General features: G+C 71.7%; 15 protein-coding genes. 7 read left to right on the top strand and 8 right to left on the bottom strand.

All coding sequences use genetic code 11. From position 1 onward, the window contains the following. Positions 1–121: 121 nt before the first annotated feature. Together ACWEOW_RS19680 and ACWEOW_RS19675 are read left to right on the top strand one after the other, a co-directional pair. A complete protein-coding gene (locus ACWEOW_RS19680; protein ID WP_452270935.1) occupies positions 122–343 on the top strand; it encodes a hypothetical protein in 222 nt (73 codons plus the stop codon). Positions 344–366: 23 nt separating this feature from the next. Beyond that, positions 367–1,050 carry a histidine phosphatase family protein gene (locus ACWEOW_RS19675; protein WP_452270934.1) on the top strand — a complete coding sequence of 228 codons (684 nt, stop codon included), beginning with the start codon at positions 367–369 and terminating at the stop codon, positions 1,048–1,050. 120 nt (positions 1,051–1,170) lie between these two features. Here ACWEOW_RS19675 and ACWEOW_RS19670 read toward each other — a convergent pair whose 3' ends face one another. From ACWEOW_RS19670 to ACWEOW_RS19640, 7 genes are all read right to left on the bottom strand, one after another. Continuing rightward, positions 1,171–1,782: a bacterial proteasome activator family protein gene (locus ACWEOW_RS19670; protein ID WP_452270933.1), complete on the bottom strand. Its 612-nt coding sequence runs from the start codon at positions 1,780–1,782 to the stop codon at positions 1,171–1,173. A 64-nt stretch (positions 1,783–1,846) separates the two neighbouring features. After that, complete coding sequence (locus ACWEOW_RS19665; RefSeq protein ID WP_452270932.1) at positions 1,847–2,377, bottom strand: ATP-binding cassette domain-containing protein; 531 nt, start codon at positions 2,375–2,377, stop codon at positions 1,847–1,849. Continuing rightward, positions 2,346–2,675: a hypothetical protein gene (locus ACWEOW_RS19660; protein ID WP_452270931.1), complete on the bottom strand. Its 330-nt coding sequence runs from the start codon at positions 2,673–2,675 to the stop codon at positions 2,346–2,348. Before ACWEOW_RS19660 ends, ACWEOW_RS19665 begins: the two co-directional genes overlap by 32 nt. A gap of 119 nt (positions 2,676–2,794) precedes the next feature. Beyond that, positions 2,795–3,013, bottom strand: coding sequence for a PadR family transcriptional regulator (locus ACWEOW_RS19655; RefSeq protein WP_452270930.1), 219 nt, complete (start codon positions 3,011–3,013; stop codon positions 2,795–2,797). 92 nt (positions 3,014–3,105) lie between these two features. Further along, positions 3,106–3,717, bottom strand: coding sequence for a hypothetical protein (locus ACWEOW_RS19650; RefSeq protein WP_452270929.1), 612 nt, complete (start codon positions 3,715–3,717; stop codon positions 3,106–3,108). Positions 3,718–3,819: 102 nt separating this feature from the next. Then, entirely contained in the window at positions 3,820–4,797 is a 978-nt protein-coding gene (locus ACWEOW_RS19645; RefSeq protein ID WP_452270928.1) for an NAD(P)H-quinone oxidoreductase, read from the bottom strand. A gap of 9 nt (positions 4,798–4,806) precedes the next feature. Continuing rightward, positions 4,807–5,586: an IclR family transcriptional regulator gene (locus tag ACWEOW_RS19640; protein WP_452270927.1), complete on the bottom strand. Its 780-nt coding sequence runs from the start codon at positions 5,584–5,586 to the stop codon at positions 4,807–4,809. Between the two features lie 249 nt (positions 5,587–5,835). Between ACWEOW_RS19640 and hutH the strand changes: the two genes are divergently transcribed. Next, positions 5,836–7,404 (top strand): histidine ammonia-lyase, encoded by a 1,569-nt coding sequence (gene hutH / locus ACWEOW_RS19635; protein ID WP_452270926.1) that lies wholly within the window; start codon positions 5,836–5,838, stop codon positions 7,402–7,404. Positions 7,405–7,467: 63 nt separating this feature from the next. Next, positions 7,468–9,123, top strand: a complete 1,656-nt coding sequence (hutU, locus tag ACWEOW_RS19630) for a urocanate hydratase (RefSeq protein WP_452270925.1) — start codon at positions 7,468–7,470, stop codon at positions 9,121–9,123. A gap of 202 nt (positions 9,124–9,325) precedes the next feature. Here the strand turns inward: hutU and ACWEOW_RS19625 are convergent, their stop codons facing one another. Continuing rightward, a complete protein-coding gene (locus ACWEOW_RS19625) occupies positions 9,326–9,850 on the bottom strand; it encodes an aminoacyl-tRNA deacylase (RefSeq protein ID WP_452270924.1) in 525 nt (174 codons plus the stop codon). Between the two features lie 53 nt (positions 9,851–9,903). Between ACWEOW_RS19625 and ACWEOW_RS19620 the strand changes: the two genes are divergently transcribed. From ACWEOW_RS19620 to hutI, 3 genes are read left to right on the top strand one after another with little or no spacing between them, the layout of a single operon-like run. Further along, the gene (locus tag ACWEOW_RS19620) at positions 9,904–11,178 is read left to right on the top strand and encodes an allantoate amidohydrolase (protein WP_452270923.1); all 1,275 of its coding nucleotides are present in this window, start codon (positions 9,904–9,906) and stop codon (positions 11,176–11,178) included. Further along, positions 11,175–12,506, top strand: a complete 1,332-nt coding sequence (locus ACWEOW_RS19615) for a formimidoylglutamate deiminase (RefSeq protein WP_452270922.1) — start codon at positions 11,175–11,177, stop codon at positions 12,504–12,506. The genes ACWEOW_RS19620 and ACWEOW_RS19615 overlap by 4 nt, the downstream gene beginning before the upstream one ends. After that, entirely contained in the window at positions 12,503–13,714 is a 1,212-nt protein-coding gene (hutI, locus tag ACWEOW_RS19610; RefSeq protein ID WP_452270921.1) for an imidazolonepropionase, read from the top strand. The genes ACWEOW_RS19615 and hutI overlap by 4 nt, the downstream gene beginning before the upstream one ends. Positions 13,715–13,717: the final 3 nt, after the last annotated feature.

The raw sequence follows: 13,717 nt of genomic DNA, 5'->3' as shown, positions 1-13,717 counted from the left end.
TGGAAATCGTTACCGAGCCGGCCGTGTTCGGTAAAGACCCCGGCCACTCGCCGAGACGACACCTCGACTGCACTCGAAGTTCACCCGCGCATGCTCCGATTGGACAGCAGAAGGAGGAGCCATGGGGTCAGCTCATCGAAGGGGCATCGTCGCCACCCTCGCAGCCGTGTATGCCGTCCTCCTCCTTTTCGGGCAGCGCCTCCTCGGCGACCGGGCCGGGGTCACGATCCTCGTCGCAAGCTTCGTGGTCGGCTTCATGGTGCTGTTGCTGATCGTCGCCCCCTGGGCGGCTCGAGGGCGTCCGGGGCCCAGCCGTCGCGTTCCGCCGGGCCCGCGGCGATAGCCCGCCGGCCGTAGTCTGGCCCGGTGACTCTCGAGCACCGCCCGGAGCGGATCATCCTCGTGCGCCATGGGGAGTCCGAAGGGAACGTCGACGACACCATCTACGAGCGCGTGCCAGACCACCGGATCGGTCTGACGCCCAAGGGTTTCGAGCAGGCCCGCCGCACCGGGGAGAAGATCCGCGGGCTGCTCGGCACCGAGTCGTGCGAGGTCTATGTCTCGCCCTACCACCGCACCCGGCAGACGCTGGAGGCGCTCGGGCTGCCCGTGGCGGAATACGACGTGCGGCTCGAGCCGCGCCTGCGCGAGCAGGACTGGGCCAACTTCCAGGACGCGAAGGACATCGCCCAGCAGCGGGAGCTGCGCGACCGCTACGGCCACTTCTACTACCGCTTCACCGACGGGGAGTCGGGATCCGACGTCTACGACCGGGTGTCGACCTTCCTCGAGTCGATGTTCCGCAACTTCGTCACGCCGACGGCGCCCCGCAACGTCGTCATCGTCACGCATGGCCTGACGATGCGGCTCTTCTGCATGCGCTGGTTCCACTGGAGCGTGGAGTACTTCGAGTCGCTGGAGAACCCTGAGAACGCGCAGCCGGTCGTGCTGCTGCGGCAGCCCGACTACAAGTACAAGCTGGCCTCGCCCTTCAGCCAGTGGGACCCGTCGTGCGTGCCGACCGAGCGCGAGCGGTCGAGCTGGCTGTGACGAAGCGGCCACTCGACCAGGAGACACACGTCGAGTGGTCACTTCGATACATCACACGCGCCGCCGACATGCGCCAGAGTCGGACCACCGACCGGCTCTGACCTGATCTCAGGGGAGGTCTCAGAGGTACTGGCCGGTCGGGCCGCCCTCGCGCCGCTGGTCCGGTCCTTGCTGGTGGCCGGGCGGGATGCCGTAGGAGGCCCCGGGCCCCGGCGGCAGGGCGCGCATCTGGGCCAGCTGCTGCTGCGCTGCCATCTGCTGGGCCACGAGCGCGGTCTGGATGCCGTGGAACAGGCCCTCGAGCCAGCCGACGAGCTGGGCCTGCGCGATGCGGAGCTCGGCGTCGCTCGGCTCCTCGTCGCGGAACGGCAGGGCGATCCGGTCGAGCTCTTCGACCAGCTCCGGGGCGAGGCCGTCCTTGAGCTCCTCGATCGACCGGTGGTGGATGTCGGCGAGGCGGCGCCGGCCCGCCTCGTCGAGCGGGGAGTTGCGCACCTCTTCGAGCAGCTGCTTGATCATCGACCCGATGCGCATCACCTTCGCCGGCTCCTCGACGAGGTCGGCCGGGTTGGTGCGCTGGCGCTCGGGACCGTCGTCGGCGGGCCGGTCGGGCGACTGGCCGTTGGGCGCCGTGGCGACTCCCATCCCGTCGGGGGTGACCACGACGATGCGCGGGTCGTCCGGTGTGATGCCTTCGATGCTCTGGCCCTGCTGCGTCGCGTCGTCGCTCATGTTTCCATCCTGCCTCACGCCTACCCCCAACCGCGCGGCTCGCGTCACCAGGTGGTGCGGCGGGTCACCACGGGGGCACGCCGGATCGACACCCAGGCAAGGATCCCGGCCACGACGGGAACCGCGCCACGCCGACGACCGCACCGATGGGCGAGAGGTAGACCGCTTGTGACGCAGCCATCGCTCGCCTGCTGCGCCGCGTGGCTCCGACGCCGCCGAGCGTGCCCAGCAGCGGAGCCGACTCGGACTGGCCGAGGGCGCGGGCGATCGCGACCCGCTGCTGCTGGCCGCCGGACATCTGGTCGGGGTACCGGTCCGCGAGATCACGCAGCCGCAGCTGCTCGAGGGCGTCGAGCCCCTGCCCTCGGGCGCGCCGCACGGACCACCCGTCGAGCTCCAGCGGGAGCCCGATGTTCTCGGCGGCCGTCAGGCTGGGGGATGAGGTTGAGATGACACCGTCAGCGACGCATGGCTCAGCGCGACGACCTCGGTCTGTCCCGCGCCGTGGACGCGAGTCACGTCGTCGAGCACGAGAGCGGGGCGGGCGGTGGGCGGCGCCGCGGTCACGACCGGCCCTCCCGTCCAGAGCCGGCACCGGCAGCGCTGTGCGACCGGGCCGCGTCGCGAAGGTCGTCGTCCTCCGTGACGTCGCCGGCCGGCATACCGAAGGGGCCGTGCAGCGAGCCGTGGCGGGCGAGTGTGGACTCGACGTGGTCGAGCCAGCGGACCTCCGCCTCGGCCGCGAAGAGCAGGTTCTCCAGGACGAGGAGCCAGGCGATGTCGCGTGGTGCCACGCCCTCGTCCGACGAGTCCTCGGCGCGGCTCTTGAGCCGCGTGAGGTCGCGAAGGTGCTTCAAGGTCGCCGTGCGCTGGGTCTGGACGACTCGCGGCACGTCGACACCCGGGGAGGAGACCGCGAGCGCGAGCTTGATGACGAGCTCGTCGCGCGGGGTGCTGTCCCGGTCGACCGGCGTGAGCCACCAGGAGGCGGTGGCGGCGCGGCCCCGGTCGGTCAGGCGGTAGACGATGCGGCCCTCGTCGTCGGCGGCCTCGGGCTTCGGCGCGGCGGGCTCGACCAGACCGTCGCGCTCGAGGCGCGCGAGGGTCTGTAGACCTGCCCGACGTTGAGCGGCCAGGTCCCGCCGGTGCGGGCCTCGAACTCGCTGCGCAGCCGGGCGCCATACATCGGCTCCTCGGCGAGCAGCGCGAGCAGCCCCTGCTTCGCCGACATGAGCGACCCCCTGGATACTCGGTATATAACCTGCTCAGGCGATGAATACCGAGTATCTCAGGGGGAGCGCAAGCCCGTCGCGTCCAGTGTGCTCAGCGCATGCCGGCCGAGGCGAACCACGGGTGGTGCAGGTCGTGGTACGACACGTCGCTCATGGCCGAGTTCATGTCGGACATCTGGTCCATCATCTCGGCGGGCATCTCCTTCATCTCGCCCTCGCGCGCCTCGGCCTCGGTCGTGAACGCGATGGTCTGGGTGAAGAAGCCGTCCTTGTCGATCGCGATGGTGCCGCCGATGATGTCCGGCCGTGCCTTGTGGAGCATGTCCATCGGCTGGTCCATCATCATCCGGAACTTCTCGGAGTCGCTCAGGCGGCCTTGGATGACCTGGACGAAGCCGGCGGAGTCGGAGCCGCCGTCGAGCATCATCGTCACGTCGTCGCAGTCGTGGAACGTCGCCTCGCCGTCGAAGAGTCGGGCCGTCTCCTCCCACCAGGCGCCCTGCTCCGGACGCATCGAGTTGTGTTCTGCCGACTCACGCGAGTCGAAACGCACGATCCCCATGAACTCGTTGTCGTCCGTCACTCCGTACGTCCCGCCGAGCCAGCCGATGGCGCCCGGCTCGAGCTCGTCACGCCACCGGTCCATCTGCCGGTGCATCGCGTCGACGTCGTTGCACGTGCCCTGGATTACCTGGATGAACACCTCAGAAACCTCCCGCGGGTCGGGGGCCGCTTCCTGCCGAAGTGGTCCATCTGTCGACGGTACGCCGCCGTCGGCGCTGCGTCACCGGACGAGTCGGACAGGTCAGGTGGTCAGCAGGATCTTCCCGATGTGGCCGGAGGCCTCCATCTCGCGATGGGCGTCGGCGGCGCGCCCGAGGGGGTGCCGCGAGTGGACGACCGGCCGCACGTCACCGGACTCGACGAGCGGCCAGACGTGCTCGCGCACTGCCGCGACGATCGCCGCCTTCTCCGTGGCCGGGCGGGCGCGCAGGGTCGTGGCGATCACGGCGCCCCGCTTGGCCATCAGCATGCCCATGTCGAGCTCCGCCTTGCGGCCGCCCTGCAGGCCGATCGTCACGAGCCGGCCGTTGGTGGCGAGGACCTCGACGTTGCGGCCGAGGTACTTCGCGCCCATGTTGTCCAGGACGACGTCTGCGCCGTGGCCGCCGGTCTCCTCGCGGACCTTCTGGACGAAGTCCTCGTCCTTGTAGTTGACGAGGATCTCGGCGCCCAGCGCGCGGCACGCCGCGAGCTTCTCCGCGCTGCCGGCGGTGACGGCCACATGGGCACCCACAGCCCTGGCGAGCTGGATGGCCATCGTCCCGATGCCCGAGCTGCCGCCGTGGACGAGCAGGAACTGTCCCGGCTGGATGTTGGCGACGAGAAAGACGTTGGACCACACCGTCGCGGTGACCTCGGGCAGTGCGGCTGCCTCTTCGAGCGTCACGCCCTGCGGCACGGGCAGCAGCTGGCCGACCGGAACGGCGACCCGCTCGGCGTAGCCGCCGCCCTCGAGCAGCGCGCAGACCTCGTCACCCACGTGCCAGCCCGTGACGTCCCGGCCGAGCGCCGCGATGCGTCCGCTCACCTCGAGGCCGGGGTACTCGGAGGCGCCGGGTGGCGGGGCGTAGTGACCCTGCCGCTGCATGATGTCGGCGCGGTTCACACCCGCGGCGACGACGTCGACGAGCACCTCGCCCGGGCCGGGCACCGGGTCGGGAACCTCGTCGAGGACGAGCTGGTCGGCATCTCCTGGCTCCTGGACCGTGATGGCGCGCATGGCCCCACCCTAGGGTCCGCGCCCACTCGGGCTGAGCCGGCGGGAGATGTCCTCGGCGGTCGCGCGAGCCCGCGCCACGAGGTCGGCGACGTGCTCAGGCGTCGCGTCCGTCGACCGCAGGGTCACGGCGATGGCGGCCAGGGGCCGGCCGACGCGGTCGAGCACGGGGACGGCGACCGAGGAGAGGTCGGGCGTGACCGTGCCCTCCTCGCGGGCGTGGCCGTCGGCGCGGGTCCGCGTGAGTATGCCGCGCAGCTCGGCAAGTGACCGCGGTCCGGTGCCGTTGCGCTGCACGAACGAGGCCCGGTCGGGATACAGCGCGCGCACCTGGCTCGCCGGCAGTGCCGAGAGCATGGCGAGCCCGCTCGCGGTGAGGTGGCCGGGCAGCCGGACCCCGACATCGGTGACGAGCATCGGCTGCCCCGGCGCGCGCTCCTCGAGCAGGTAGATGACGTCGCGGCCGTCGAGCGTCGCGAAGTGGGCGTTGCGGCCGCACTGGTCGACGAGGCGGCGCATCGCAGCCCGCGCGACGCGCGCGAGCGGAGCCTGGCGCTGGTACGCGGAGCCGAGCTCGTATGCCGCGGGGCCGAGCCCGAAGCGACGCTCCTCGGGGTAGTGGGTGACGTACCCGCGGGCGGCGAGGACCTTGAGCAGGTGGTAGACCGAGCTGCGCGGCAGCCCCAGGTCACGGGCGATGGATGCCGCCGGGACGGGCTCGGCGTGACGCGAGAGGTGCTCCAGCACATCGAGCGCGTTGGCGGCCGCAGGTGCGTTGGACGTCGTCCCCACCTCCTCGACCCGCGATCGTCAGCGTCTCGTATCCCAGACAATTGTGCTCCTGCGGGGGGTGAATCGCCACCGTTCTGGCGGTTCCATGGTTGTCATGAGCACTGAGTTGTTGGCGCCTCGCTTCGCCCCGGCGCGTGCCGCGACGCCCCGGGGGCGTGGCCTTCCTCCGCTGCGCTCGCTCGTTCCTCACTCGCTCCGCTGCGTCCAGGCCACGCCGGCGCCGCGGCTGTCTCAGAATGGTGATCTCGCATGAGCACTACGCTTCCAGGGACCTCGACGACAACCGTCTCCGTCGGTGTCGGCCCGCTCTCCTTCGAGGACGTCATCGCGGTGGCCCGGCACGACGCCCGGGTCGACCTGTCGCCGGACGCCGAGACCGAGATCGCCCGCAGCCGGTCGGTCGTCGAGGCCCTCGCCCACGACACGAAGCCGCACTACGGCGTCTCCACCGGTTTCGGCGCGCTGGCCACCCGGCACATCCCCTCCGACCTGCGAGCCCAGCTCCAGCGGTCGCTGGTGCGCTCCCACGCCGCCGGCACCGGCCCGGAGGTCGAGCGGGAGGTCGTGCGGGCCCTCATGCTGCTGCGCCTCTCGACGCTCGCCACCGGGCGCACCGGCGTACGCCTCGAGACCGCGCGGACGTATGCCGCGATGCTGAGTGCGGGGATCACCCCGGTCGTGCACGAGTACGGCTCGCTCGGCTGTTCGGGCGACCTCGCGCCCCTCGCGCACTGCGCCCTGGCCGCGATGGGCGAGGGCCCCGTCCGAGACCGCGACGGCAACCTGACCGACGCGCGAACAGCGTTGGTGGCCAACGGCATACAGCCGATCGAGCTTCGTGAGAAAGAGGGTCTGGCCCTCATCAACGGGACCGACGGCATGCTGGGCATGCTCGTTCTCGCCATCGACGACCTGCGGCATCTGCTCAAGGTCGCCGACATCTCGGCCGCCATGAGTGTCGAGGGGCTGATGGGCACCGACAACGTGTTCCGCGCCGACCTCCACGAGCTGCGCCCGCATCCGGGCCAGGCAGCATCGGCGGCGAACATCCTTGCTGTCATGGCGGACTCGCCGATCCGCGCCTCGCACGACACCGACGACGACACTCGGGTCCAGGACGCCTACTCGCTCCGGTGCGCCCCGCAGGTGCACGGCGGCGCCCGCGACACCGTCGAGCACGCCGCGCGGGTCGCCGCCGCAGAGCTCGCCTCCGCCGTCGACAACCCGGTCGTGACCAAGGACGGCCGCGTCGAGTCCAACGGCAACTTCCACGGTGCTCCGGTGGCCTACGTCCTCGACTTCCTCGCGATCGTCGCCGCCGATGTCGCGTCGATGGCCGAGCGCCGCACCGACCGGTTCCTCGACAAGGCCCGCAACCACGGGCTGCCGCCGTTCCTGGCCGACGACCCCGGCGTCGACTCGGGCTTCATGATCGCGCAGTACACCCAGGCCGCCATGGTCTCGGAGCTGAAGCGGCTCGCGGCGCCGGCCTCGGTCGACTCCATCCCGAGCTCGGCCATGCAGGAGGACCACGTCTCGATGGGCTGGTCGGCTGCGCGGAAGCTGCGCCGGTCGGTCGACGCGCTCAGCCGGGTGCTCGCCATCGAGCTGCTCACCGCGGCGCGCGGCATCCAGCTGCGGGCTCCCATCGAGCCGGGTCCGGCGTCCGCGGCGGTGATCCAGGCGATGGACGCCGTGACGAACACCGCGCCGGGGCCCGACCGCTTCCTGGCGCCGGACATCGAGGGCGCGTGGCACGCGGTGCAGGACCGCTCCGTCGTCGCCGCCGCCGAGACCGCCACCGGCCCCCTCCGCTGATCCCCGATCCCCACCCCACCTCGAACCCGACCGAAGCTCGCCGAGCCGAGAAAGGAAACTGACATGGACGGTGCACGTCCCGTTCGCGCCCCGCGCGGCACCCAGCTGACCGCACAGTCGTGGGCCACCGAGGCTCCGCTGCGCATGCTCATGAACAACCTCGACCCCGAGAACGCCGAGCGGCCCGACGACCTCGTCGTCTACGGCGGCACCGGGCGCGCGGCCCGCGACTGGAAGTCCTTCGACGCGATGGTCCGCACCCTGACCACGCTGAAGCAGGACGAGACGATGCTCGTCCAGTCGGGCCGACCCGTCGGTGTCTTCCAGACCCACGAGTGGGCGCCGCGCGTGCTCATCGCCAACAGCAACCTCGTCGGCGACTGGGCCACGTGGCCGGAGTTCCGGCGACTCGAGCACCTCGGCCTGACGATGTACGGCCAGATGACGGCCGGGTCGTGGATCTACATCGGCACGCAGGGCATCGTCCAGGGCACTTACGAGACCTTCGCCGCGATCGCCGAGAAGAAGTTCGGCGGCACGCTCGCCGGCACGCTGACCCTCACGGGCGGCTGCGGCGGCATGGGTGGCGCCCAGCCCCTGGCGGTGACCCTCAACGACGGCGCCTGCCTCATCGTCGACGTCGACCCCGCGCGCCTGCACCGCCGGGTCGAGCACCGGTATCTCGACGAGGTCGCCGACAACCTCGACGACGCGGTGGACAAGGCCCTACGCGCCAAGCAGGAGCGGCGCGGCTGGTCCGTCGGTGTCGTCGGCAATGCGGCCGAGATCTTCCCCGAGCTGCTCCGGCGCGGCGTGGACATCGACATCGTCACCGACCAGACGTCGGCGCACGACCCGCTGTCCTACCTCCCCGAGGGCATCGCGCTCGAGGACTGGGCCGAGTACGCCGAGAAGAAGCCCGAGGACTTCACCGACCGCGCCCGGGCCTCGATGGCCAAGCACGTGCAGGCGATGGTCGAGTTCCAGGACGCCGGCGCCGAGGTCTTCGACTACGGCAACTCGATCCGTGACGAGGCGCGACTCGGCGGGTACGACCGCGCGTTCGAGTTCCCGGGGTTCGTGCCGGCATACATCCGGCCGCTCTTCTGCGAGGGCAAGGGCCCGTTCCGGTGGGCCGCTCTCTCGGGCGACCCGAAGGACATCGCCGCGACCGACAAGGCCGTGCTCGACCTCTTCCCCGACAACGACCGCCTCCACAAGTGGATCCGTGGGGCGCAGGAGCGGATCGCGTTCCAGGGCCTGCCGGCGCGCATCTGCTGGCTCGGCTACGGCGAGCGCGACAAGGCCGGGCTCGCCTTCAACGAGCTGGTCCGCACCGGAGAGGTCAGCGCCCCGATCGTCATCGGCCGCGACCACCTCGACTCCGGCTCGGTCGCGAGCCCGTACCGCGAGACCGAGGCCATGGCCGACGGCTCCGACGCGATCGCCGACTGGCCCCTGCTCAACGCCCTCGTCAACACGAGCTCCGGCGCCAGCTGGGTGTCGATCCACCACGGTGGCGGTGTCGGCATCGGGCGCTCGATCCACGCCGGCCAGGTGTCCCTCGCCGACGGCACGGACCTCGCCGCGCAGAAGCTCGCCCGCGTCCTCACCAACGACCCCGGCATGGGCGTTATCCGGCACGTCGACGCCGGGTACGAGATCGCCGACCGGGTCGCGCACGAGCGTGGCGTCCGCATCCCGATGCAGGAAGGCTGAGCACGACAGCCCCATGCCCGGTCGAGTGAGCGCCCAGTCTCAGCCGTACCACCGCCCCGTGGGACTGGTGGGGCGCGTGGGACGGAGCGCTCACCCGACCGGGACGGACTGGGGCGCCCTGGCAGCGTGGAGGTCGGCGCAGCCGGAGAGGCTGGCGCAGGCGGAGAGGCTCGCGCAGGCGGAGAGGTCGGCGCAGGCGGACTCAGCCTGGGCGGCGGACCTCTTCGTCGGAGATGTCGGCCACCGTCGCGCCCAGCTCGCGGATCACGTCGTCGCCGCTCAGCGTGAGCCCGACGCCGTGCGCACCGCCGCCGAGCGAGATCGTGCGGCCGACGAGGTGCGTGTCGGCGATGACCGGCAGGCGCTGGGCGGACCCGAACGGCGTGATGGTGCCCCGCTCGTAGCCGGTCACCGCCTTGGCGGCCGCGGCGTCGGGCATCGAGATGCGGTTGGTCCCGAGCAGGGCCCGGACCTTGGGCCAGGAGAAGGTGCGGTCACCGGGTACGAGGACGAAGACATGCTCGTCCTCCGACCTGCGCACGACGAGAGTCTTGATGAGGTCCCGCGGCTCGATGCCCCTGGCCGCGGCGGCCTCCTCGAGGCTCCCGACCCTGCCATGCCGGGTGACGGTGTGCGAGATGCCGGCGGCGCGGACCGCGTCGATCGCCGGCGTGCGGATCGGCGCCGAGTCGCTACGCTCAGCGGTGTCATCGCGGTCAGGGTCCATGTGAGCAAGGGTAGTGACGACGTCGGTGTGCTCCACCGGCATACCGAGGAGTGATGAGCGCAGTGACGACCAGCTTCGACCGGATGTGGGCCGACCTCGAGCCCATCGGTCGGGCCGCCGACACCGGTGGCTACCGGAGGTACGCGTGGACGCGCACCGACCGCGACCTGCGGGAGTGGTTCGCGGGCGAGTGTGCCGAGCGAGGGCTCGACGTGGTCGAGGACCGCGCCGGCAACCAGTGGGCCTGGTGGGGTGACCCCGACACGACGCCGGGTGTGGTCATCGGCTCGCACCTCGACTCCGTGCCCGACGGGGGCGCCTTCGACGGCCCGCTCGGGGTGGTCAGCGCCCTCGCGGCGGTCGATGCGCTGCGCGAAGCGGGCGTCGAGCCCGACGTGCCGCTCGGGGTGGTGAACTTCGTCGACGAGGAGGGCGCGCGGTTCGGCATCGCCTGCGCGGGCTCGCGCATCATCACCGGTGCCCTCGACGCCGACCGGGCCCGGTCCCTGACCGACACCGACGGCATCTCGATGGCGCGGGCCTGGCAGGACGCCGGCCGCGACCCGGAGCAGCTCGGGCGCGACGAGGAGACGCTGCGCCGCATCGGTCGCTTCGTCGAGCTGCACGTCGAGCAGGGCAAGGCGCTCGCGCTCGCGCCCGACGGCAGCGAGGTGCTCGACGACCCCGCCCGCGCGGTCGCGGTCGGCACCGACATCTGGCCTCACGGCCGCTGGCGCATCGACATCCCGGGCGAGGCGAACCACGCCGGCACCACGCGCATCGAGGACCGCCGCGACGCGATGCTCGGGCTCGCCGCCGTCGTGCAGGCCGCCCGCTCGTATGCCGTCGGCCTGGGTTGCGTCGCGACGGTCGGCAAGGTGGTCGTCGAGCCCGGTGGCGTCAACGCGATCCCGAGCCACGTCACCGCATGGCTCGACGCCCGGGGGCGCAGCGAGCACGCAGTCCAGTCGACGGTGGACGCGGTCGGGTCGGTCGTGAGCCGCGACGGCGGCACGACGACCCTCGAGTCGTGGACTCCCACGACGCGCTTCGACGCGTCCCTCGTGTCCCGGCTGCACGGCATACTGCCCGATGCGCCCCTGCTCGGCACGGGGGCGGGCCATGACGCGGGAATCCTTGCCACGCATGGGATTCCGAGCGCGATGCTCTTCGTGCGCAACCCCACCGGCGTGTCCCACTCACCCGCCGAGTGGGCTTCTCCCGCAGACTGTCACCATGGGGTCCAGGCCCTCACCACGGTCGTCACCGCGCTGTGCACACGGAAGGACGCTCATGAAGGACTCGACGCGATGAGCAGGAAGCGATGAACTCCTTCTGGTGCGAGAGTGCCTGGCTCACCGGTGGGTTCGCACGCCGCGTGCGGCTCGTCACCTCGGACGGGCTGCTCAAGGAGGTCCTGGTCGACGCCGACCCGGAGCCGAGCGACGTCCAGCTGCGCGGCGTCACGCTGCCCGGGATGGCCAACGCCCACAGCCACGCCTTCCACCGCGCGCTGCGCGGTCGAGTCAACGGCGGGGGAGGCAACTTCTGGAGCTGGCGCGAGCAGATGTATGCCGCCGCGGAGCAGCTGAACCCCGACACGTACTTCGCGCTCGCGCGGGCGGTGTTCGCCGAGATGGTCCTGGCGGGCATCACCGTGGTCGGCGAGTTCCACTATGTCCACCACCGGCCCGGTGGCCAGCGGTACGGCGACCCCAACGCGATGGGCCTCGCCGTGCGGCAGGCGGCCGAGGAGGCCGGCATCCGGCTCACTCTCCTCGACACGTGCTACCTCGAGGGTGGGCTCAACGGGGGCGGGCACGTCGAGCTGCACCCCGGCCAGCTGCGGTTCAGCGACGGCTCGGTCGACGCGTGGGCGGAGCGGATGGCTGCCCGCAAGCCCTCGAACCGCGTCCGGCTCGGCGCGGCGATCCACTCGGTGCGAGCGGTGCGGCGCGAGGACCTGCCGAAGGTCGTCGAGGCGGCCGGTGAGCTGCCGCTGCATGTGCACCTGTCCGAGCAGCACGGCGAGAACCTCGCGTGCCAGATGTACTACGGCATGACCCCGACCGAGCTGCTGGACGAGGCGGGCGCCCTCGGGAGCCACCTGACCAGCGTCCACGCGACGCACCTGACCGACCGTGACATCGAGCTGCTCGGCGGCACGGGCACCGGTGCCTGCTTCTGCCCGACGACGGAGCGTGACCTGGCCGACGGCATCGGCCCGGCGCGGGCGCTGCACGACGCCGGCGCACCCCTGTCTCTCGGCTCGGACCAGCACGTGGTCATCGACCCGTTCGAGGAGCTGCGCGGCGTGGAGATGCACGAGCGGCTCATCACCAACGAGCGCGACCGGTTCTCGGCCAACGACCTGCTCCTCGCCGCGTCCTTCAACGGCTACCGCGCTCTCGGCTGGTCCGACGGCGGGCACCTGTCCAAGGGCGGGCTGGCCGACTTCGTCACCGTGCGCACCGACACCGTCAACACCGCGGGCTCGGCGCCCGACCAGATCATCTACTCGTGCGTCGCCTCGGACGTCTCGACCGTCGTGGTCGGCGGTGACGTCGTCGTCAGCGACGGGCGGCACCGCATCGGCGACGTCGGCCGGCTCCTCGGCAGCGCCATCGACCGGGTCGCCGGCGGGGTCCACGTATGAGCATGCTGGTCACCGGCATCGCGGAGCTCGTCACGAACGACCCTGAGCGTGGGGATGCCTCGAGTCGACCGGGCGGCCACGACGACGCCGGCGACCGGCTGCTCGGCATCGTCCGCGACGCGGCGGTCGTCGTGTCCGACGGGGTCATCGAGTGGGTCGGACCCGAAAGTGAGGCGCCCGACGCGGACGAGCGCCGTGACCTCGGCGGCCGCGCGGTGATCCCCGGTTTCGTCGACTCGCACACGCACCTCGTGTTCGCGGGCGACCGCTCGGCGGAGTTCGCCGCGCGGATGACCGGCGCCCCCTATGACGGCGGAGGCATCAAGGTCTCCGTCGCGGCTACCCGGGCCGCGTCCGACGACGAGCTCCGGTCACTCGTCGCGGCGAGGGTCGCCGAGATGCGGGCCCAGGGCACGACCACCGTCGAGATCAAGAGCGGCTACGGGCTCACCCTCGAGGACGAGCTGCGGTCGCTGCGCATCGCGCGTGAGGTCACCACCCACACGACGTTCCTCGGCGCGCACGTGGTGCCGCCGGAGTATGCCGCCGACCGTGCGGCATACGTCGACCTCGTCACCGGCCCGATGCTGACGGCGATCCGGGACGCGGGGGGTGCGGACCTTGCCGAGAGCATCGACGTGTTCTGCGAGCCGCACTCATCGCACGCCTTCGACGGCGACGAGGCGCGCACGATCCTCGAAGCGGGTCGCGCAGCCGGGCTGCGCCTGCGGGTGCACGGCAACCAGCTCGGGCACGGCCCCGGCGTGCGGCTCGCCTGCGAGCTCGGAGCGTCCAGCGTCGACCACTGCACGTTCCTCGACGACGCCGACGTCGAAGCCCTCGTGGCCGCCCGCGGGACGACCGTCGCGACCCTGCTGCCCGGGGTGGAGTTCTCGACCCGGTCGCCCTACCCGGACGCGCGCGGGCTCATCGACGCCGGCGTCGAGGTGGCGCTCGCCTCGGACTGCAACCCCGGCACCTGCTACTCCTCGTCGATGCCGTTCGCCATCGCCCTGGCCGTGCGGGAGATGGGCATGACGCCCGCCGAGGCGCTGCACGCAGCCACAGCGGTGTCGGCGCGCTCGCTCGGCCTCGACCGCCGGGTCGCGTCCGGGCAGCCTGCCGAGCTCGCCCTCATCGATGGACCGAGCCACCTGCACCTCAGCTACCGCGCGGGCGTGCCGATCGTGCGAGCGCTCGACCTCTGAGCC

The organism is Monashia sp. NPDC004114 (genome assembly GCF_053603855.1).
The sequence above is the reverse complement of the archived record's forward strand: the minus strand, read 5'-3'. Positions and strand labels throughout refer to the sequence as shown.